Genomic DNA, 20,083 nt, shown 5'->3' on the forward strand with positions numbered 1-20,083 from the left:
GCGATGGCCATTCTCGTTCTCGGCGGAGCCGGCTATATCGGTTCTCATGCGGTTGATCAACTAGCGGCCAAAGGGTATGAAACGATAACGGCGGATAACCTGCAGACCGGCCACCGGAAAGCTGTTCATGAAAAGGCAGTTTTTTACCATGGAGATATCCGTGACAAACCGTTTCTTCGCTCTGTTTTTGCGAAGGAGAACATAACAGGCGTTCTCCATTTTGCCGCTCAATCCCTTGTCGGCGAATCAATGAAAGACCCGCTTTCATACTTCAATCATAATGTGTACGGCACACAAATTACACTGGAGGTCATGCAGGAATTCGGGGTGAAACACATTGTGTTTTCTTCATCTGCCGCTGTATACGGCGAACCTGAAAAAGTGCCCATCACAGAAGACATGCCGGAAAAGCCGGAAAGCGCATACGGCGAATCAAAACTCATGGCAGAAAAAATGCTGAAGTGGTGCGATGCCGCCTGTGGCATAAAATATGTCTCCCTTCGATATTTTAACGTGGCCGGCGCGAAAACGGACGGTTCCATCGGAGAAGATCATCATCCGGAAACCCACCTTATCCCTATCCTTTTACAAACCGCGCTCGGTCAGCGGGACGAGGTTTTGATATTCGGCACTGACTATGATACTAAAGACGGCACGTGCATCCGCGATTATGTTCATGTTTCTGATTTAATCGATGCCCATATTCTCGCTCTGGAATATTTGCAGAACGGCGGAGACAGCGGCATTTTCAATTTAGGCTCAAGCAGCGGATTTTCCGTATTAGAAATGGTCAATGCAGCCCGGCAAGCAACCGGGAGAGGCATAAAAATAAGAGCGGCCGAAAGAAGACCCGGTGATCCGGGCACGCTCATCGCATCAAGCGATAAAGCGCGGAACATTCTCGGCTGGAATCCGAAACAAACGGACATAACGGAAATCGTTGTATCAGCATGGAATTGGCATCAGCATCATCCAAACGGATACAAGGACAAATGAAATGGAGGCGGCGGTCATTGAAGTTTTTGAATCAGTGGCAGGGTTTCTGAAAGAGAGCACTGTCTTAGGCGACATAAATGAAACAGATGTGATTTATACAAGAAACAGGCTTCTTGATCTGCTCGGACTGACGGATTATGCAGAACCGAAGCATATCAAGAAACAAAACAGGCTTCACTATTTGGACGAAATGGTGAAAGACGCGGTAACACGGTCAATCATCAACGACACGCCGGCTGAAAGAGACATGCTGGAAAGCAGGATCATGGATGTAATCACACCGGCCCCTTCTCTGATCAATGCCACATTCAGCGAATTGTTATCAGATGACCCGAAAAAAGCAACAGATTATTTTTACCGTCTGAGCCAAAACAACGATTATATGAAGACGCGGGCCATCCGAAAAAATATCGTGTACCGCTCACCAACACCTTTTGGCGAATTGGAGATCACCATTAATTTATCAAAGCCGGAAAAAGACCCTAAAGACATCGCCGCGGTTAAAAACAGTCCGGAAAACCGTTATCCGAAATGTCTGCTCTGTATGGAAAACGAGGGATATGCCGGGACTTTACACCACCCAGCCCGTTCAAACCACCGCATCATTAGGCTTGACTTAGCGGGAGAACAATGGGGTTTTCAATACTCACCTTATGCGTATTACAGCGAGCACGCCATTTTCCTTTCAAGCGTGCACAAGCCGATGAACATCAGCCGAGGCAGCTTCAGAAGGCTTCTGGCCATTACGGAAATCTTCCCGCATTATTTCGCGGGATCAAACGCAGACTTGCCGATTGTAGGGGGATCCATTCTTTCACACGATCATTATCAAGGCGGCGCCCATGAGTTTCCGATGGCAAAAGCGGACTCCCTTTATCCTTTTCAGATGCGTCATTTTCCAGACGTTCAGGCTTTTGTCGTGAAGTGGCCGGTATCAGTAATCCGCCTGCGGGCAAAAGATCCGGATTTGCTGACTGAGACGGCTGCATATGTTTTTGAAAAGTGGCGGGAATATACAGACGAAACCGTCGGCGTCATTGCAAAGACGAATGAATCCCATAATACCGTCACTCCAATTGCCAGACGCAGGGGAACGGATTTTGAAATCGATCTCGCCCTCAGAAACAACCGCACCTCCGAAGAATATCCGGATGGCATTTTTCACCCGCATCAAGACGTTCATCATATCAAAAAAGAAAACATCGGCCTGATTGAAGTGATGGGGCTCGCCGTTTTGCCTCCCCGCCTGAAAGATGAGTTGACAGAAGTAAAAAAGTATTTGCTGAATGAACCTCATGACATCAAAGACATTCATCTTCCGTGGGCCGAAAACATCAAAGCGGATAAAGACGTGATACCGGAAAATGCAGCCGCTGTTTTACAAAGAGAAACCGCGAATGTATTTTTACGTGCGCTGACCGATGCAGGCGTTTTTAAAATGACAGCCGAAGGCATTCAGGCGTTTCAGCGTTTCACGAAGGTGCTAGAGAATGGCAGCTGAAACATTCAGAGTGAACTCAACCAACAATCTTTTTTATCAGGAGGTATTGTGATGTTCAAAAAACGTGTATTTGTAAACGTCATCTGTCTTTCCCTCATTTTCACCGCTTTTACATTCTTTGAGAAGTCTCCTAAAGCAAAAGCGGATGCCCCGTTTGCCTATGGCGCTGATATAGGTTGGCTGAAACAAATGGAGGATGAAGGTGTGCGCTGGCTGGATGACGGCGGGAAACAGACAGATGCCTTGCAGATTCTTAAAGATCACGGAATAAATGCCGTGAGACTGAGAGTGTTTGTGAATCCGCCAAGCAGCTATTATTGGCTGAAAGACGGCACAACATGGACCATGCTCGGCTATAGTGACAAAGCGGGCGTACTTGCTGCGGCCAAAAGGGCAAAAGCGTTAGGAATGAAGGTAATGGTTGATTTCCATTACAGTGATGTGTTCGCCGATCCCGGCCATCAGATCAAGCCGAACCAATGGACCGGCTATTCAAACAGCCAGCTGCAGGCAGCGGTGTATAACCATACGTACGACGTCATGAAAGAACTTAAAAATCACGGCATCTCCCCTGATTGGGTGCAAGTAGGAAACGAAATGAATTCAGGAATTTCACTGCCCGACGGCAGCACGAACGATTTCAGCAAATTGACCGCCTTATTGAACAAAGGCTATGACGCCGTGAAATCCGTCAGCCCGGCCACCAAGGTAATCAGCCATTTGGCACACGGCACGGACAACAGCCTTTTCAGATGGTGGTTTGATCAATTCTTTAAAAATGGCGGCAAAACCGACATCATCGGCGTTTCGTTCTACCCCTATTGGGAGGGTAAGCCGTATTGGGAGCTCACCGGCCAATTAACCTCTAATTTAAATGACATCGCCTCCCGCTACAACAAGGAAGTCATGGTGGTTGAACTGGGCGGAGATGAAAATAATCCGAAAGATTCCTACTGGACCATAAAAGACACCATAAAACTGGTAAAAGCGGTTCCGAACGGTAAAGGAACCGGCGTATTTTACTGGGAGCCCGAGGCTCACTCCAGCGTTCTGTCAGACGCGTATCCATTAGGCGCAACCGCAAAAGTGTCTAAAAACGTCTTGAAATATACAACCGCAATCGACGCTTTTTATGACGCCGCAACAGGAAAATGATTGATTCGATTCTAAGCAGGCTCATTGCGCAGCCTGCTTTTTTATAAGATGTTATGAAAAAGAGCAAGTAACGAATCCGGAAAGAAAAACACCCGAAAAACCACGTTTCGGTTAACTCTCAGTTCTAATAAGAACTTTACGATTGTTGAAATAGAAACAAAAATTTTATAATATTGTGTAAGCACCACCGAGCAGGAGGACGGGCCATGGACAAAAAAGAACAGCTCCTCACGAATTTCAGGGACTTTTTTAACAAGATGGTGTGGCTGAATAGGCTGAAGATGGAAGAAAGCCTTAAGGGGCATAAACCTTCTGAAGTGCATTGCATCGAAAAAATCGAAAAAATTGAAGACGCCAATGTGACTAAACTCGCGGAGTCCCTTTATATGACAAGAGGCGCCATCAGTAAATTAACGAAGAAGCTTATCAATAAAGGCCTTATCGAAAGCTATCAGAAGCCGCTTAACAAGAAAGAAATCTATTTCAGGCTTACCGAGCAAGGAAAAGTCATTTATAAAATTCACGAGGAATTGCACAAAGAGTTTCAAGAACGGGATAAAATCGTGTTTGAACAAGTAACTGATGAACAATTTGACACGATGCTGAACTTCGTGGAAACATACAGCAGGCATTTGGATTCAGAAATAAAGAAACTTGGTGCAGACATGAAATCGGAATAAATATGAATAAAACCACCGGCAGCCCTGCTCCATGAAAACGGGCTGCTTTTTATACCTCTCTTATTGTTGACAAAGAAACAAAAACATTCTATTATTTTGTTGACAAGGAAACAAAGATAGCAATTTTGAGAGGAGAATAATATGTCAACACATAAAAGCAAGGAACTTCGTCTGCCAAAAGAAGTTCTCACAGCCGCCTGGGCTATTGCACTGGGAGCAATCGCTCCTATGCTTGACTCTACGATGGTAAACATCGCCATCGGCAAACTGACTGAAGACTTCAACACGACATTGGATACCATTCAGTGGTCCGTTACAGGCTATATGTTAGCCCTTGCGATTGCAGTACCCGTATCCGGCTGGCTTATGAACAAATATAACGGCAAGAAAATCTTCATCGGCTCAGTCATCGCCTTTGGTGTCATTTCTGTTTTTGCGGGAATGAGCCGTGACGTTTCCAGCTTCATCTTCTTCCGTTTGCTTCAAGGATTCAGCGCCGGCATTATCACTCCGCTTATGTCAACACTCTTGGTTAAAACGGCAGGTCAGGAAAACCTGGGAAAAGTGATGGCAATCGTCAGCACCCCTATGATCTTCGGCCCGATCTTAGGACCTGTTATCGGAGGCTTCATCGTCCAAGGTGCTTCATGGCATTGGATTTTTTACATCAACGTGTTCATCGTTTTGATTGCTGCACCGCTTATGATGAAAACCATTCCGGACTTTGAACCATTCAACAAAGATCGGAAACTCGATATTTTCGGGATTATCAATTTGTCATTAATGAGCGCGGCATTGATGTACGGTATTACGAAAGCGGCGGATCATGCATCATTTAACAATAGCGGCACGATTTTTTGGGTGGTCATCGGTCTTGTTTCAGCAGCGATTTACCTCGTATATAATCTGATCAGAAAAAATCAAACCGTGCTGCCGATGAATTTGTTTGCTCACAAGAGCTTCTTAGCATCAGCGATCGGGTTGTTCTTAGCGAATGTTGCCATCATGGGGCCGATGTTAATACTTCCGCTGTTTTTTCAAAACTTCCGTCATTTCACGGCAGTCGAAGCAGCACTCGCTTTAATCCCTCAAGGAGTCGGAATGCTCGTGACTCGTCCGCTGATCGGAAAAATGATTGATAAGATAGGTGCGAAATACGTGGTTATGATCAGTCTTGTTCTGTCGCTGATCGGATCAGTCCCGCTTATTTTTATCACCGATAGCACAAGTATGATTTGGATTTCCGTCATATTGTTTATCCGCGGCACCAGTTTTGGAGGAATTATGCTCCCATTGATGAGTGACGCTTATACAGGTCTTGACAGCAAACAGCTTCCGGAAGCGGGTGTCGGTATTCATATGATTGAAAACCTCGGTTCCAGCTTTGGGTCAGCTGTGATCGCAACCGTTACCGCAACTGTCATACAAGGATTGCAGCCGACGATTTCGAACAGTTTAAAAGGCTACCATGCCGGATTTTTAGTATCCGTCATCATCCTTGCGGCCATCTTCATTCCAAGTCTGTTCCTTACCCATAAAAAGACTGCAGTATAAAGAACTTTTTAAAGTAAAAAACCCTTGCACAGCAAGGGTTTTAGTGAATGAAACTGATGATTGTTGCTGGAAGAGCCGGCCAAACAGACAAAGCCTTTTACTCACTCACATTGCTTTTCATTAACCATTCTACTTCCGTTAATTTTTGTTTTTGAACGTCTTTTGTATGCTTTTTCGTGAAATGGACTTTAACAGCTTCTTCGTTTTCCCAAATCTCCCAAAGCATGATTTTGCGTTCTGATGGTTCAAGCGGATGAGCATGGAACTGAATACAGCCTTCTTCTTTGTTCGTTTCTTCCTCAAGTTTTTTGAATTCCTTCATTATTTCATTAAGGTCTCTGTCGCTGATGATTTTTAAGCATGCCGTTATGTAATGCATCGCAATTCCCCCTCTTCCCATCATTTTATGGCTTTCATTTACCACATTTATCGAAAAAAATACCGCGTTCTCAACATATAAAAAACCGTCCATAAAAAATGAACGGCCGGGTTTAAAAAGGAATGTTCATTTAAGGCCATCAAGGGCGGCTTTTGCAGCCTCCGAGATAAGAGCATTATGATAATTGGCATCTTCCGTAAACCGTTTTGACAGGATTGCCAAAACAATTGGAGCTCTGTCAGGCGGCCAAACGATCGCAATGTCGTTTCGTGTGCCGTAGCTTCCGGCTCCGGATTTATCGCCGACTTCCCATCCTGCAGGAGCGCCTGCCCGAATCAGTTCGTCGCCGGTAGCGTTGCCCCGCATCCAATCTGTTAAAATCGTGCGCTTGTCAGCCGTGAGAGTATTACCCAAAGCGAAAGTCTTAAGGTCAGTTGCCAGTGCTTTTGCGGTGCTTGTGTCACGACGATCCCCGGGAATCGCAGAGTTTAAATCCGTCTCGAATCGATCAGCTTTCGTTAGATGATCCCCGATCTGTTTCAATGACTTTTCGAAACCTTTAGGGCCGCCAAGCTGCTGGAGCAATAGGTTCCCGGCGGTATTATCGCTGTAACGGACAGCGGCTTCGGAGATTTCTTTCAGGCTCATGCCTGTATCCAGATGTTTTTCTGTGATTGGAGAATATGTAACAAGATCATCTTTGGTGTAGCGGATGATGTCATTAAGTTTTTCATTTGAGCTTGTCTTCAGAACAGCAGCCGCGGCCAGAACTTTATAGGTTGATGCGTAAGCAAACTGTTCATTCGGCCGGTAGGTGATTGTCTTGTTTGACCCCGTATCAATCGCATAAACCCCGAGCCTGGCATCAAATTTTTTCTCAAGCTGAACAAATTTTTTGTTCGTTGTACAGCTTGTCATTTTTGTGTCTTCTATGGATTTTGCTTCAGCATGCGTTGAGCCGAATAAAGGGCTGAAACCGGTAAAGCTTAAACATAAAAGCCCAATGCATATTCCAACTTGTATTCTCGCTTTATTTTTCACATCCAGATCTCCTCATTATAATGATTTTGTATACTCCTTCTAATAAACATCACAAACAGGAAAACAGTCAATATTTTTCCTTTGAAATGTTTTCCGTGACAGTTAGGGAATCAGCTGAAATTTTAATTTAAGACACCCCTGAATCTCTTCAATGGATAGTGTTACTTCCGGCAGATATTTCGAGAAGAACCCATGTGATACAGAGTTTGATTTCTTGCCGGAGCCGCCCCACCGCTGTTTCCTAATACGTTTTTACTGCCGGGTTGCCCGCCTATTTTTGTGTGCATCCTTTTTCCTTTCCGAACCATGCCGCTGTTTTTACGATTTAATGATGTTCACTGTCACCCCTTACTTTTCGGCAAGGCCCTTGTATTTCATGCCTTTGACGTAATCCTTATCCTCCTGTATGTGCTTTTCAGCCATCTACATCCACCGCCCCCTTCTGATTCGTGTTTGTTTTGGAAAAGATATTCCCTCTAAACCGACGCCGCACTCAGACCGTTAACCGCCGATAGTTTTCCCGAGGTTTACCGGAATCGGTTTACAGAGAACATAAAAAAGGCACCTATTTGGGTGCCCTCGCATCAGTTACTATAATTTCAAAACATCTGCCTTAACTTCTCTCTTTTGATTCTTTTTGTTTACATCTTAAAATAATCTGTAAATCAATATCTAAATTTGTCATGTACACAAACAATCTGTCTTCAACAGTATAAAAATGACCTTCGACCGAAATGATTTCCCCAACTTGTGGGATTGGAGCACCAAAATTATCGTAAATCATTTCTTATCTGTTAAAGAATCATCACTCATATTATGGATTCTTAATGCGACTTTCAATCTAACTCACCTCCCCCACCTGGAGAAAGAAATCATTTGCAAAATTTGTCGAACGAAAGCGCCTTTCATAAATAGGTGGTAACCGTAAGACGAATGCACCTGCAGGATACTCTTGTTTATTTAATCCAATCCCTTATTTCTTTAATAGTTTTATAAGTCTTGTACCAAGCGCCATTCTCTTTTAAAAAGTTTTCACCCTTTTCAGTTAGTTCAGGACCTATTTTATATAAATGCGGACGATTATCTGAATAAAAAACACCGATTAAATATTCTTCTCGTTTTAAGAAGTTCACTGCTTCATCAAATTGATCTTCGGAAACTTCAAAGTCCTTTTCTGTCAAAGGGGTGTTACCTTCATAGATCTCTTTAGCAATAGCATATCTCAATTTTTCTTTATCCAATATCTTCTCTCCCAATTATCCTTATTTAAGGTTCATACTGATTGCCTTTTCATTATATATTTTTTCAATTTCTGATTCAGTTAATTCTCTACCTTTTTTTGTTTCCTCTTTAATTCTCTTCCACTCCGCTTTTAAAATAACTTGCTGAATTAATTCTATTCTAGAATAACAGTTTTGATAAAGCTCAACTTTATAAGCGTCTTGCTCAAGCAATATATCAAACATTTTTTTTATTTCATTTGATAATTCTTCTGAATAATTCTCATTCGGGTTTAACAAAAGACTTATATGATTTCCAACAGCTCTCAAATCATGGAATTTTGTTTTATAATCAAATGTTGTAACGTACTTTTTTTCAACACTTTCATATATAGAATAAGAAAACTCATTAATCAATTTATTAAATTCAACAAACTTATCCCTTAAACGATTGACCCATTGTATTCTTTGAGCACTTATAGTTTCAATTAACGTTGTCCTTCTAGAACTACGATATGAAATATATGCCGAGATACCTGTTCCTAATAAGGCAATTATAGCAGCAACAATTGAGACTTTTAATGTTAGCTCAGTATTTTTTGATGCTGCTTCAGCTGCTATTTTTGCCGCTTCGATATATTGATTACTATTAGTCAAATTAATCATCTCCTTCCGCCTTATTATCGACGAAAGATAATGATAAAGTAACCATTTGCAAAATTTGTCGAACGAAAGAAACTTTCATAAAATAAGTACCCCCAAGGGATGCCATGGTGTTATTTAATCCAATCTCTTAATTCTTTAATTGTATTGTATGTTATAGCCCAATCATTATTTTGTTCAAGATATTCCATGCCCTCAAAAGTAACTTTCACATGATTTAGTAGTGTCATTTTTACAGGGTTACCCATCTCTAGTGACAGTTGCATTTTCAATTAAATTTTTGCTTTGCATCATTTCTACAACTTCACCAAAAAACTGAAGATCAACATTATAATCAGCGTATCTTGGTTCATTGCCTTTGTCTATTTCCTTTAAAATACTATAAACTAGTTTTCTGCGATCCATTTCCTCACCCCCTCCTTATTATCAGTTACAGTTTAAGTTAATGGGACCATTTGCAGAATTTGTTAGACGAAGACAAATGAGTATCACTTTTTGTTTCTTTTTTTTCGGTTCTTTTTTGTTTGTTTTTCTTGTTTTATATCTTCTGTTTGTCCGTTTTTCTTTTCTTCAGTTTCTGATTTCTCTTCGATTATTTCTTCCAATAGCATCTTATAGCAACGTAATTTTGATGAAAATTCGGTTCTTTTTTTAGTGATCCGATGCCAAATTCCCATTATTATGAAATACAGAATAATAGCACAAAAAACAGCCACAGAACTTAAGTGTAATCCCCCATCTATAATCATTTGAAGCAGTTCTGAAGGCTTGATTGTTTTCTTTTCATCTATGTCTAATGCTATCTTTGAAAATGAATTAGCTGTTGCAGCGTAAAAAGCAATTAAACTTGTAATAATACTAACCGTACTTGTCATTACTGCTGTATTTATAGCGAAAGGAATTGGAGTTAAGTTAGAAGTATCGTTAGAAACTTCTAGACTACCATCTAATTTTTTAATTAGTTTATTTAGCTGATTTTCTTTAAGCTTTTCTTGCTTAAGCTTTTTTTTGAAATCTTCTTCATGCTTGATTGTAGATCCTTTTTTATATGGTGTACCAAAGTACTCAAGATATTTTGTTACTTCTGTAATCTCATCAAAGGGTATCTTCTCAACTTCATTTTTCTTTCGTTTGTATACCCTTCTCCAGAAACCCACAAAAAAACCCTTCATTTTTCACACCTCTTTTTTATACCAGTGGCTTATAATTTAGTTCTCTTTAATTAAAAAGCTCTTTAAGGTATCGTAGAACATAAAAAGTACCCTTTTATCTACGAGAGCTCATTTGTTACTATTTCTCAAAAATTCAGAACATCTCCTTTTATAAAAAGCCTGTCCCTTGGCATTTCTTTCCTCGGCTCTAATTCCCCTCTTTTAACTATCTGGTTTAGGTATTGATGAGTGAAGCCCAATATTTCAATTGCTTCGCTTGTATTAACGGTTTCCTCATTTAAGAACCGTTTAATTGCATCGCGTTCTTTAAGATTGTACATTAACATCATCCTCTTTGAATTCTCTGAATTGCAACAATAAACAATACCATTATACCTATAAAAATAGCAGTATTTAAAGATTTTTTTGAAAACTTTTCTTATATTTCAATAAACAAACAACCTATTCAGGCTAAACAGAATAGGCTATGATCTGCTCTATTTTTCATTTTCAGGCGGGAACGTTCAATGTTCTTCTGCACAGTTCCTTTTTTAATCCCCAATAACTGCGCGATCTCTTCGGCAGACGGAGCAACGGCCGCCGCTCCCGTAAGTAATACCGCTGATAAAATTTCCTTGTTATTTCTTCTCCTGCTTTTTGTACTCTGCGATTTCCTTAGGGGTGGCCATCCGGATTCCGTCTGTATCTGTCCTGTTTGCCGCTTGAACGCCTTCCATGTTTTTCACCTCTCCGACTACTCCCAAATGCTTTAAATACACATGATCACCAATCTTGAAACGATTCTGTTTGGCCCGCTCCTCGATCACGCCCCTGTACTCAGCCGCGGCTTTCTTTTTTAAATCAGCCAGACACTTTTCACAAAGTGTTATTGTTACAGAATTGCCGTTAAAATCAGCAAACGAAACCGCTCTGACAGATTTCTTTTCCGGGTGCATCGAGCATGTTTTCTTCATAGGCGATGGCCGTGTGAATTTAATCATTCCGCTTCCTCCTCAAAACATGTCTTTTCGTCCCTCTGACATAACAGCGGATGAATGGGAAGTTCCATTCACCCGCATCCGAATTGTCACGACAAATGGAGATTGCCTTTCCTTCGCCGGCTGACGGATATTCATACATCCTGCATAGCTGTAAAGCCTATATTTCTTTATATTCCCAATGCTCGCCGCATTTCCCTGTTATGATGAAGTTTCTAAAGCTGTTGACCAGTTGCCCTATGCGATAAGCCGTTTGAACCAACGTATCCCAATTCATATGGGTAAACGTCAGCCCTCATGAATCATCAACGAAGAACAGTTTTTTTCACCTGAAATACGCTATGCAATCCTTTGACTGTGGTAGAATGTCCCATGATCAATGCTTGCGATAAGCCTGATTAAATCGTTGATGTCGTTCATTCATGTAAATTGCTCTGCTGTTGTCACACCTTAAACCCCGATCAATTCAGCAGCAACAAGACAGCGAAGAAGAAAAGCCTCACACATGCCCCATCAGATATTAGTTTTATCCCGTTTAGCGATAATGGTATGGCCGCCGATCATTTTCAGATCGGCAGACCGAGCAACAAGCATCGGGATGTACTACGGGTGAATCTTTAAGCTCGGACACCTGCTCAACTGTCATGGCTTCGTCCTTCATTGCTTTGACTGCCCGTTGCAGCTCTACTTGTATAGGAATCATTTTGCAACACCAAATAATTCGTTTTTGACAATTGTTATCATGAAATTCAGATTAGTAATGGTCTTTTCTAATGCCTATTTTGTATCATTTTTATCCCCGCTTAGATGCTGAATACCCCTTTTTGCCTGTCGGAATTGATGAAGTGTCACTTCCTGCTGACGCTTGTTTTCGTCGATGATTTCCTGTTGCTTAACAGTCAGTTCAGCTTGCTCAATAAAGCGAGCAATTTCCTTCTAGGAATGTATGATAGTTTTTTCAGGTGTTCAATTCTCTCTATCATGCCTGTCCCCCCACTGGGGACACCCCTGCTATTTTGAATTCATGGCCGATCTCGTAATCACAACGAGCCAGGCCGCCTTTTATTGTTTGAATGAGTGTTTTTACCGTGTTCCGGGATGTCCATTAAACGAGCGGGCCCTTCAGTACCATCTAAAATGATGATGCGGAATTTCCCCGGCTTGATGCTTTGCTGAATAGTTATTCCATATTTTTTTATTCCTGTTGGCTTGTTCACTCTGTCCCCCTATGCTATTAGAAGTACCCCTTCAAATCAAAAGCACTGAGGGCTTCGGTACTTTTTTACGTTTTACGACGGCAGCCGCATTGTTACGCCAGATGGCTTTAATTCCTTGCAATAGATGATCGGATAATTTTCGACTTAAGCCGCCAACTGCTCCGGCGTCATTTTCCAAACCGCTGTAATGTGAAGATTGTATTTTTAGGCGCAATGATTGGCGGTCATAGAAGAGCAGAAGGATTAGCCTTTGAATACACTTAGATGTTGATTGGGATGTAGAAGGTTTTTATGTAAATCGTTCAATTCCGAAAACAATTGACGGAAAACCGCTTAGCAAAGATCCTAAATCAAAAAAACCCAGGCGCTTTATAAAGATGCCTGATTGGTATATGGATGAGCTTGAGAATTACTATAAAATATGGAAGAAAGAGAAACTGAGATTAGATGATGCTTGGGCAGGTGGAGAACACCAATACATTTTCCATAGCGGGAAAGGAAAGCCCAATTATTACACAATTCCTACTGCAAAATGGTCCAACACCAAAAAGTAAATTATGGACTAAAAAAATACGACTTCATGAGTTACGCCACCCACTAGTTATTTATTAATTGAAGCTGGCTCAAATTATAGAACTATTAAAAACGAGTCGGTCACGCCAGTTATCGAACTACATTCGATAGATACGGCCATGTAACAAAAAAAATTAACTGATTAGACAGCTGAACTTTTCAACAATTTTGACCCTAAAAAGAGATACGGACAATAAATTTCGAGCCGAAAAATCAAGTTCGCCAACAGTTTGCCAACAACTTGCGAATTTGATAAACCGGCTTTATTAAGGGAAAGTAAAAAAAACCTTGTTACATAAGAGTTCGTAGAGTTTAGTTTCCTGACTGATATTTGTTGTTACTAAGTGGTTTTTAAAGTTTATGTGACTCCAAGGTGACCCAATTTATACACAAGAATCACAATATTTTTGCAACCTTTAATTTATTTTAAAAAAAAGGCAACCACAAAAAATTCCCAGCCTTTCTAGTGTTATAATTTAACTAAACAAAAATGAAAGGACAAAAATAATATGGATAATCTAATTTCTATTCTTATATTTTCTTTACCTGGATTACTAGCGTACTTTTGGATACAAATGTTTGGGCTTAATCCAGCTGTTAAACATACTTCAGGTGAACTCGTTGGTCTCTCTGCTTTATTATGGATACCTGTATCATTGATCAATGTAGGAATTATGAATATTTTAGCCGAAAAAGGGCATTTATGGATACATATGAATAGTGTCAATGATATTAATACTAACTCTGGAGACATACTCTTCCTTATTTTTTATACAGTAATAACGCTTTTCTCAAGCTTTTGTGTTTCTCTTCTTTGGTCAGTTTTTTTATACCCTACCTTTTTAATTATTATTAATAAAATAAGATCATTTAGAAAAATTGTCTCTTTGGACGTCCATGCTTCAATCTGGGATACATACTTTCTTAACTATGAAGAAACTACAGAAAAGAGTGATGAAAATACTTATGAAGGTGATAATAATGGGGAAAATAAAAAGAGGAAAGGTGAACCACCTCTTATCGTAGAAATTTATTATTTAAATGATCCAGAAAAGAGAATGTATGGAGCCGTTTCAAACATGTCCCGCCCTTTTGAGGCGGAACGAGCTTTAATCCTTCAAGAGCCTGATGAGTGGAGAATAGCTTATAATACTTATAGATATCCTGTTAAAAGAACTTACTTTGATACTAAATCAGGATTGGTAGTTAATGAATTAGAATTTAAACATATCACATAATGATTTGTTAACTTCTAGGTCTTGGCGCAGACACAGTAGTTCTGCTACCCGATCTTGTCTCATTACCTTTTTGAATCTTCGGAGCTTGGACAACTGGTCTTTTGCCTGATTCATTCATGGGAATAAGTTGTTTTGTTGCCATATTAATCACCTCTTTTTGCACTTACTAACAGGACTTAAATATTATTCGACAACAAGAAAAAATTCCCTTCTAATTTCCTAAAGTTTTATTTATCTACCAGGTTCATTTATCTTGACTTTTCTTTTGATATTGCTTGATTGGTTGAGAATGCGAACAACGGCTGAGACAAGTTGTCTGCCTAAATTTGTTTGTAAAAAATAAGCAAACTCAGGCAGGCGACTTAAACTTGATTGTATAACCACTTGTGGTATCCGTGCGTTCACCCTATTTGCCGTTGGTATTCCCCAAACAAGCCTCCTCTGTCAAAGTGTCCCTAAAAGGTTGGGAGAATCCAAAATTAGATACCCCTTCTTATGGCTTGTCCTGCATCCCCAGAAACGATACACCCATCCTTCGTCAGCACTTAAGGGCAACTTTCGCCTTTTAGATGCATGTGTAAAAATGTAGCTATTGATGAATGATACAAACCTAAATTGTGAAAATTGATTGCTTACTCCAATATTTCGGATATTTCTGCTAAAAATTATGATTGCCCCAATTTAAAGTAACCGTGGCATTTTAATTTTGATTTAATAATTCAAACAAAATTTGATATATTTCTATTGAAATATCTGTTTCCTTATTATCATCTGCATTAAATTGAATGATTTTTTCATCAGTCTTGTTAATTAGATATGATTCCCAAATGGGAGGGTATCCCCTTTTCAACTAAATACTCTCTTTTATCATTTAGTTTCAAATGACTTATAGTATCTTATATTGGTTTCATTTTTTGTATCAAGGATATTTGAACATCATTAAGAGATGTCCTTAATTATTGAATAGGTTGAAGTATTATCTGGTCAATATTATTAGGTTTGTTCATTTATTCCCTCGCTTATTTATGCATAAAAAGATTCTTTTATCTAAAAAGCCTTGAATACTAAATTAAAGAAAAACATTAAAATAATGATGGCTAGTACAACAACAATCTCAAAAGTATGTGACCCGCCACCTTCTTTTTCTCGTTCTGTTTTCTTTCTAATTTGTTCCCTATATTTTCGTTGTATTTCTTCCTTTCTCTTATTCATCTAACTTGACCCCTTTCAAAAGTAAAGCCAAGCAAAAGTTTAAATTTTTTTATTCCTTTCTTTTACTCTTAATTTAAACCATTCTTCATCATCAGCATATGGTTTCTTGGCACCTGTTAAAATGAGCAACTATTTGTATGCAATTTGCATCCTTGCTCCGCTTTATTTTTCACTTTTGTTATTAAGATGAGATAACCACAATAAACTTATGAACCCAGCGGCTCCTATAATTGTAGATATAATATAAGTCCAATTAAGTAAATCCATAAGCTTTCTCCTCTAAGAAAAAATTTCAATACGTCTAAATAAAATGATTATTTTCATAACTGTAAGGAATTTTAACATTTTATGTTTTTTCCTGATTAATAAATTCTTTATTCTTCCTCAAATTTATTTATTCTGCTTAACATTCTCCTATCATTTTTCGAAGCTTTCTTCAGCGATCTTTTCTCATATGATGTTCCTTTATTAATCACAACAAAATCGGAATTATTTTGCACGTAAACTTGAGAATCAGATGATTCATAGTAACCCGTAACGTTTTCTAAAACCGTCTTGGAATTGTCTTTATGATATAGATCATAGTTGACCGGCGGTCTGCTGATTGCAAATTTCCCAAAAACAGCAACATCATCCTTACCGGGAGTATGGCTCGCTCCTTTAATAAATATTACGCTAAATATTAAAATCAAAAAAATTGCAATTAAAGTTCCTGCAAACATAAATTTTTCGTTTCTTTTCCAGTTCAACATAAACAACCCTTTTCTTTATCATGCCGTGTTGATATAAGTAAATTTCACAATTTATGTACTAACAAATTTAAACAAGCAGCTTTCATTCAACATACGTAAATCGCGTCGCTGCTGATAAAGGTCTTCCAGGATTGATGCCCATTCACCCCAGCCTTCCGCAACAATGCTTTTTTCTCTCCATCCTCAATCCATTCACTTCAAAGTTACTCACCCTTCGAAATTGTACAATATTTGAAGTGAAGGGAAGAATTGATGAATATAAAAAGGTATTTTTATTTAGAGTTCAGTTACTTAACCCGCAACTTTCTGTACAAGAATAGAGTCCCAAACCCAAAAGATCAGAGCAAATAATACGCTGAATAAATATATCTCATAACTCGCTAGTATAGACCCTATTGGGTTATAAGGTTCAAAGAGAACCGCCATGATTAGCCATGCAATAAATGAAAACACTGTGTATAGTAAGAGATATTTAAAATTGAATCTTCTAGGTTTTCGGTTTAAGAAAAGCTGCAATGGCAAATCAAAAATTGAATACCATGTCAACATGATCCCGCTAATTATAAGATAAGGGACATATTCAGCTTGATTTAACATATACCAGTGCAGAGCATATGGCCGACAAAATAAGGACAGCTACGTATCTTACTGCCATCAAATCTATCTCCCCTTACGATTAAAAATCAAACATGCTTGCAATTGCTATTTTTCGTAATAATAAGATTTGACCCAAGGATAGCTTCTGCCCTTATTTTCACACCATTCAACAAATCCCTTTGATTGTTCTTCTTTAAACAACAACCTGTCATTCAACAAATCTTGATAATAGTTAAGCTGTTTGTTATTGCTTTTTCTTGTTTGTTGACATTCTATCTTGTTGTTCAACTGCCGGGACTTGATAAGAAGTGCTTGATCTTCTTTAATATCGCCTAAGTATAAATCTTTGGATATGTGATGAAATGAATACCACAAGACGTTCAACGTCTTGGCTTCATCGATAAACGAAGATAATGCTTTAAAGGATTCCTTACGTAACCCTTTTTCTTTGAGAGAGCAAAACTTTTTAAATAATGGGTATTCATTCAGTCTGTCATTTTTTAAGATATTAGTTAAGACATCTATCATGATTCACATCTCTCTTTGCCTGGAGTAAACTTAAACAATTTGAAATACGACATACAATGCAACTTCAGCGACAAGCAAATAAATCATATATCTAGCATAATTTAATACTTCTTCATCAGTATTTTTCTCTTTTTTAAAAGTCCATGCAAATAACCCTAATACAGTTGCCACTAACACGATTTCAATTATTGTTAAAATTGACATACCTTCCTCCTAAAAAAGAACAGGATAAATAGGTTAATTTTCATTGAATTAAGTCTCTTCAGTCAGGATGTATATTACGAAAAATTTCCATTTCTTCATGTTCATCACCTTCAATGAGTTCAAAGCCGCCCGGTACATTATACATTATTTTCCGTTAACATATCAATTCCGGTTAATAACTCATCTTTATCCTGAATTACACCATTTTCATCTTTTACACACTACAATTCATTATCTAATAATACTTTCTTTTCAATGAAATTGTTTCATAATTATTTCTCCTTATTAAAGTAATATTGTCTTTAATAAGACTGTTCCAACCTTTTTACCCCGCTTACTCTTTCCAATTCACTTAATTCAAAACGATGCCGAGTAATTCCCTGCACTCCGGTTTCTCATCCATAAGCTCTCTTCTCAAATGCTTAATCACTTAATTATAAGGACAAAGAATTAGGTCAAATGATTCATTTTGCCATTTTAGATAGTACATTGACCTTATTCCTCATTCCTCCATGGTAAAATCTTGTTGAAATATTTCGAATGAAAGGATATGGTCATGAAAGTTTTCGAAGCAAACAGCCTGCTTGCCGCTGCCAAACAGCGCGCGGGTGAATATAAAAAACTGCGCAGATGGTCAACCTGAAAAAAGCGTTTCAAGGCATGGCTGATCTTGGTGACAATGATTTCTCAGGCCGGGGCGCCGACAACATCAAAACCTTTTTCCAAGACCACGCCGGCGTCACAGACAGCTGGCTTGATCTGATCGATATGAAAATCTCATTTCTCACAAGCCTTCCCGGCAAAATTGAAGATGCCGGACTTTCCAATTCGCATGTGGAGGAATCATTTCTGGAGCATGAGCTCACCCACGCCCTCAGTAAATCAAAGGCGATTATGGAAGAGCAAAAAAAGGACATGCGCTCCATCCTCGGTGAGATCAATGACATCATCTCGCTTGATCTCTTTTCGACCGAAAGCACAGATCAGAAGCTCTCTTCAGCTGACAAAAAAAGAAGCGAAACCATACATAAACTCGGCAAGCTTGATCACGATTTAACGAAAGAATACGCAGAAAGCGAAACGAACGAACAGTTCATCCAAGCCGACTTTCAGCAGCTCCAAAACGCTACAGGCAAAGGAAAAAGCGCAGCTCCGCTTTACTACAATGCCAAGGCGTACCGAGAAAGCGACATCCATAAGAAAAAAGGCGAGATTGCAAGACATTCGGATGCTTATTTGACGATTAAAAAGGAAGAAGCGAAAGAGCGGGAAATCAAGGATCTGAAGAAAAAGCTGGCTGATGGTGTCACCGATCCGGATGAGTATTTGGAAATCGCGAAGAAGATCGGCTATGAAAACCTTGAACCCGCTCAGGTGCAATATGTGATGCAGCTCGAACAAGCAAAACAGCTCGAAGAAGTCGGCGAAACGGCTTGGGATATCGTCAAAGGAATAGGCGTCGGCCTTTATGATGTCGGGAAAGACACGATAACCGGCGTCAAAGATCTGGCTGTCGGCGCATGGGATTTTTACCATCTCTCCGATGAACAAAAAGTCGCTAAAACCATATCAGCTGTATTGAACACGCCCTCCTACGCAAAAATCATATGGACAAACCTGGCGGATTCATGGAATGATAAAATGGTTAACGGGGATGCGTATTCAAGGTCACATTACATCACCTACGCCATCGGAAGCATCGTCGGACTAAAAGGTTCCGGCTCAGCTGTAAAAGTATCAAGCAAGCTCGCGAAAACAGGCGCCACCAAAGTGGATAACGTCTTGGAAGCCGGAGAAAAAGCGGCTGCAAAACATGTAAAAACCGGGATTGAAAAAGGACAAAACTACATCAATTCCTTTTCGAAAAACAAGTACGAGCCCGCGCTTGCCGGAATAGCACAGGATATTGAAAATACTCACAATGTGAAGAATACGCCTTTGTTGAAAAGTGTTATTGAAGAGCAGAAAGAAAGTGTGCTCAGTAAATCTGTGACTTCTGGCAATAGCGATATACATAGTGTTAAACAAGGCGACAGCAGTCCTCTCGCACCGGGCGGGGGTTTAGCTGCTCACGAGGCAAAAGGCGGACACCTTATAGAAAGACATGTTGGTAAGACTGATGAAGGGTTATTACAGAGGCTACAGATAAACAAGAAGATACGTGCCTCTTCTAGTTTTACTGATAGGCCTACTGCAGAAAGAGTCGCTAACGAAACATTAACTAAACATAAAAAGGAAATTGAAGAGTGGTTAAATAGTGATGTTAACGATCCATTACCGTTACCTTATAGAGGAACCGAAGTTATAGGTAGAGGAGTTCGTAAAGGTTCAAATGAAGTTAAGGATATGACTAATGCTAGAATAGTATTAAAGAAAAATAAAGATGGTAGCTTTATACTAACAGGCTACCCAACGAGGTGATAT

20 protein-coding genes and 7 pseudogenes are annotated in these 20,083 nt (G+C 39.6%); 7 read left to right on the forward strand and 20 right to left on the reverse strand.

Annotated features, from left to right (window positions below; genetic code table 11):
• Positions 1 to 3: 3 nt before the first annotated feature.
• The 5 genes from galE (at position 4) to AUL54_RS04560 (ending at position 5,886) form a co-directional block, all read left to right on the forward strand.
• On the forward strand, positions 4 to 996 hold the full coding sequence (gene galE, locus AUL54_RS04540) for a UDP-glucose 4-epimerase GalE (protein ID WP_060963042.1): 993 nt from the start codon (positions 4 to 6) through the stop codon (positions 994 to 996).
• A gap of 1 nt (position 997) precedes the next feature.
• A complete protein-coding gene (galT, locus tag AUL54_RS04545) occupies positions 998 to 2,497 on the forward strand; it encodes a UDP-glucose--hexose-1-phosphate uridylyltransferase (protein ID WP_060963043.1) in 1,500 nt (499 codons plus the stop codon).
• 51 nt (positions 2,498 to 2,548) lie between these two features.
• The gene (locus AUL54_RS04550; RefSeq protein ID WP_060963044.1) at positions 2,549 to 3,652 is read left to right on the forward strand and encodes a glycoside hydrolase family 53 protein; all 1,104 of its coding nucleotides are present in this window, start codon (positions 2,549 to 2,551) and stop codon (positions 3,650 to 3,652) included.
• Between the two features lie 206 nt (positions 3,653 to 3,858).
• The gene (locus tag AUL54_RS04555) at positions 3,859 to 4,332 is read left to right on the forward strand and encodes a MarR family transcriptional regulator (protein ID WP_045925370.1); all 474 of its coding nucleotides are present in this window, start codon (positions 3,859 to 3,861) and stop codon (positions 4,330 to 4,332) included.
• Between the two features lie 141 nt (positions 4,333 to 4,473).
• A complete protein-coding gene (locus AUL54_RS04560) occupies positions 4,474 to 5,886 on the forward strand; it encodes an MDR family MFS transporter (protein WP_060963045.1) in 1,413 nt (470 codons plus the stop codon).
• Positions 5,887 to 5,983: 97 nt separating this feature from the next.
• On the opposite strand, the gene AUL54_RS04565 is transcribed toward AUL54_RS04560, so the two are convergent.
• The 14 genes and pseudogenes from AUL54_RS04565 to AUL54_RS04600 all read right to left on the reverse strand — a co-directional run bounded on the left by AUL54_RS04565 (position 5,984) and on the right by AUL54_RS04600 (position 12,555).
• Positions 5,984 to 6,265: a putative quinol monooxygenase gene (locus AUL54_RS04565; protein ID WP_060963046.1), complete on the reverse strand. Its 282-nt coding sequence runs from the start codon at positions 6,263 to 6,265 to the stop codon at positions 5,984 to 5,986.
• Positions 6,266 to 6,391: 126 nt separating this feature from the next.
• Positions 6,392 to 7,312, reverse strand: coding sequence for a class A beta-lactamase (bla, locus tag AUL54_RS04570; protein WP_101605509.1), 921 nt, complete (start codon positions 7,310 to 7,312; stop codon positions 6,392 to 6,394).
• 132 nt (positions 7,313 to 7,444) lie between these two features.
• Positions 7,445 to 7,729 (reverse strand): annotated as a pseudogene (locus AUL54_RS20470) (phage terminase small subunit); the annotation flags it as partial.
• 533 nt (positions 7,730 to 8,262) lie between these two features.
• Positions 8,263 to 8,547, reverse strand: a complete 285-nt coding sequence (locus tag AUL54_RS04575) for a YjcQ family protein (RefSeq protein ID WP_060963048.1) — start codon at positions 8,545 to 8,547, stop codon at positions 8,263 to 8,265.
• Between the two features lie 21 nt (positions 8,548 to 8,568).
• The gene (locus AUL54_RS04580; protein ID WP_060963049.1) at positions 8,569 to 9,183 is read right to left on the reverse strand and encodes a hypothetical protein; all 615 of its coding nucleotides are present in this window, start codon (positions 9,181 to 9,183) and stop codon (positions 8,569 to 8,571) included.
• A 119-nt stretch (positions 9,184 to 9,302) separates the two neighbouring features.
• Complete coding sequence (locus AUL54_RS21910) at positions 9,303 to 9,455, reverse strand: YjcQ family protein (RefSeq protein ID WP_079979104.1); 153 nt, start codon at positions 9,453 to 9,455, stop codon at positions 9,303 to 9,305.
• Positions 9,430 to 9,594: a hypothetical protein gene (locus tag AUL54_RS21330; RefSeq protein ID WP_158509231.1), complete on the reverse strand. Its 165-nt coding sequence runs from the start codon at positions 9,592 to 9,594 to the stop codon at positions 9,430 to 9,432. Before AUL54_RS21330 ends, AUL54_RS21910 begins: the two co-directional genes overlap by 26 nt.
• 83 nt (positions 9,595 to 9,677) lie before the next feature.
• Complete coding sequence (locus tag AUL54_RS04585; RefSeq protein WP_060963050.1) at positions 9,678 to 10,361, reverse strand: hypothetical protein; 684 nt, start codon at positions 10,359 to 10,361, stop codon at positions 9,678 to 9,680.
• Between the two features lie 125 nt (positions 10,362 to 10,486).
• A complete protein-coding gene (locus tag AUL54_RS04590; protein ID WP_060963051.1) occupies positions 10,487 to 10,681 on the reverse strand; it encodes a hypothetical protein in 195 nt (64 codons plus the stop codon).
• A gap of 125 nt (positions 10,682 to 10,806) precedes the next feature.
• Positions 10,807 to 10,926 (reverse strand): annotated as a pseudogene (locus AUL54_RS21870) (sigma factor-like helix-turn-helix DNA-binding protein); the annotation flags it as partial.
• 52 nt (positions 10,927 to 10,978) lie between these two features.
• A complete protein-coding gene (locus AUL54_RS04595) occupies positions 10,979 to 11,341 on the reverse strand; it encodes a hypothetical protein (protein WP_060963052.1) in 363 nt (120 codons plus the stop codon).
• A 12-nt stretch (positions 11,342 to 11,353) separates the two neighbouring features.
• Positions 11,354 to 11,758 (reverse strand): annotated as a pseudogene (locus AUL54_RS21915) (hypothetical protein).
• 41 nt (positions 11,759 to 11,799) lie between these two features.
• Positions 11,800 to 12,041, reverse strand: a pseudogene (locus AUL54_RS21625) (hypothetical protein).
• Between the two features lie 276 nt (positions 12,042 to 12,317).
• Positions 12,318 to 12,555: pseudogene (locus AUL54_RS04600) on the reverse strand (XtrA/YqaO family protein).
• 1,082 nt (positions 12,556 to 13,637) lie between these two features.
• On the opposite strand from AUL54_RS04600, the gene AUL54_RS04605 reads away from it, so the two are divergent.
• Complete coding sequence (locus tag AUL54_RS04605) at positions 13,638 to 14,366, forward strand: hypothetical protein (protein ID WP_060963053.1); 729 nt, start codon at positions 13,638 to 13,640, stop codon at positions 14,364 to 14,366.
• A 1,047-nt stretch (positions 14,367 to 15,413) separates the two neighbouring features.
• On the opposite strand, the gene AUL54_RS21095 is transcribed toward AUL54_RS04605, so the two are convergent.
• From AUL54_RS21095 to AUL54_RS21460, 6 genes and pseudogenes are all read right to left on the reverse strand, one after another.
• Positions 15,414 to 15,578: a hypothetical protein gene (locus AUL54_RS21095; RefSeq protein ID WP_101605510.1), complete on the reverse strand. Its 165-nt coding sequence runs from the start codon at positions 15,576 to 15,578 to the stop codon at positions 15,414 to 15,416.
• A 374-nt stretch (positions 15,579 to 15,952) separates the two neighbouring features.
• Positions 15,953 to 16,330: a hypothetical protein gene (locus AUL54_RS04610; RefSeq protein ID WP_060963054.1), complete on the reverse strand. Its 378-nt coding sequence runs from the start codon at positions 16,328 to 16,330 to the stop codon at positions 15,953 to 15,955.
• A 51-nt stretch (positions 16,331 to 16,381) separates the two neighbouring features.
• Positions 16,382 to 16,518: pseudogene (locus AUL54_RS21100) on the reverse strand (hypothetical protein).
• A 103-nt stretch (positions 16,519 to 16,621) separates the two neighbouring features.
• On the reverse strand, positions 16,622 to 16,927 hold the full coding sequence (locus AUL54_RS20495; RefSeq protein ID WP_335339309.1) for a UPF0715 family protein: 306 nt from the start codon (positions 16,925 to 16,927) through the stop codon (positions 16,622 to 16,624).
• A gap of 105 nt (positions 16,928 to 17,032) precedes the next feature.
• Positions 17,033 to 17,455, reverse strand: coding sequence for a hypothetical protein (locus AUL54_RS04615; protein WP_060963055.1), 423 nt, complete (start codon positions 17,453 to 17,455; stop codon positions 17,033 to 17,035).
• A gap of 30 nt (positions 17,456 to 17,485) precedes the next feature.
• Positions 17,486 to 17,659 (reverse strand): hypothetical protein, encoded by a 174-nt coding sequence (locus AUL54_RS21460; RefSeq protein WP_167388679.1) that lies wholly within the window; start codon positions 17,657 to 17,659, stop codon positions 17,486 to 17,488.
• Between the two features lie 556 nt (positions 17,660 to 18,215).
• On the opposite strand from AUL54_RS21460, the pseudogene AUL54_RS04620 reads away from it, so the two are divergent.
• A pseudogene (locus tag AUL54_RS04620) lies at positions 18,216 to 20,080 on the forward strand (ribonuclease YeeF family protein).
• Positions 20,081 to 20,083: the final 3 nt, after the last annotated feature.

The sequence above is a fragment of the Bacillus sp. SDLI1 genome (genome assembly GCF_001553895.1).
Lineage (GTDB): Bacteria > Bacillota > Bacilli > Bacillales > Bacillaceae > Bacillus > Bacillus siamensis.

Excerpts from the sequence above, each read along its gene's own strand:
- AUL54_RS04610 (WP_060963054.1), bottom strand. The coding sequence starts at position 16,330 with ATGTTGAACTGGAAAAGAAACGAAAAATTTATGTTTGCAGGAACTTTA.
- AUL54_RS04550 (WP_060963044.1), top strand. The coding sequence starts at position 2,549 with ATGTTCAAAAAACGTGTATTTGTAAACGTCATCTGTCTTTCCCTCATT.
- AUL54_RS04585 (WP_060963050.1), bottom strand. The coding sequence starts at position 10,361 with ATGAAGGGTTTTTTTGTGGGTTTCTGGAGAAGGGTATACAAACGAAAG.
- AUL54_RS04555 (WP_045925370.1), top strand. The coding sequence starts at position 3,859 with ATGGACAAAAAAGAACAGCTCCTCACGAATTTCAGGGACTTTTTTAAC.
- AUL54_RS04565 (WP_060963046.1), bottom strand. The coding sequence starts at position 6,265 with ATGCATTACATAACGGCATGCTTAAAAATCATCAGCGACAGAGACCTT.
- AUL54_RS04560 (WP_060963045.1), top strand. The coding sequence starts at position 4,474 with ATGTCAACACATAAAAGCAAGGAACTTCGTCTGCCAAAAGAAGTTCTC.
- galE (WP_060963042.1), top strand. The coding sequence starts at position 4 with ATGGCCATTCTCGTTCTCGGCGGAGCCGGCTATATCGGTTCTCATGCG.
- AUL54_RS04595 (WP_060963052.1), bottom strand. The coding sequence starts at position 11,341 with ATGATTAAATTCACACGGCCATCGCCTATGAAGAAAACATGCTCGATG.
- AUL54_RS04605 (WP_060963053.1), top strand. The coding sequence starts at position 13,638 with ATGGATAATCTAATTTCTATTCTTATATTTTCTTTACCTGGATTACTA.
- AUL54_RS04615 (WP_060963055.1), bottom strand. The coding sequence starts at position 17,455 with ATGATAGATGTCTTAACTAATATCTTAAAAAATGACAGACTGAATGAA.
- AUL54_RS20495 (WP_335339309.1), bottom strand. The coding sequence starts at position 16,927 with ATGTTAAATCAAGCTGAATATGTCCCTTATCTTATAATTAGCGGGATC.
- AUL54_RS04590 (WP_060963051.1), bottom strand. The coding sequence starts at position 10,681 with ATGTACAATCTTAAAGAACGCGATGCAATTAAACGGTTCTTAAATGAG.
- galT (WP_060963043.1), top strand. The coding sequence starts at position 998 with ATGGAGGCGGCGGTCATTGAAGTTTTTGAATCAGTGGCAGGGTTTCTG.
- AUL54_RS21460 (WP_167388679.1), bottom strand. The coding sequence starts at position 17,659 with ATGTCAATTTTAACAATAATTGAAATCGTGTTAGTGGCAACTGTATTA.
- AUL54_RS21910 (WP_079979104.1), bottom strand. The coding sequence starts at position 9,455 with ATGCAACTGTCACTAGAGATGGGTAACCCTGTAAAAATGACACTACTA.
- AUL54_RS21330 (WP_158509231.1), bottom strand. The coding sequence starts at position 9,594 with ATGGATCGCAGAAAACTAGTTTATAGTATTTTAAAGGAAATAGACAAA.
- AUL54_RS21095 (WP_101605510.1), bottom strand. The coding sequence starts at position 15,578 with ATGAATAAGAGAAAGGAAGAAATACAACGAAAATATAGGGAACAAATT.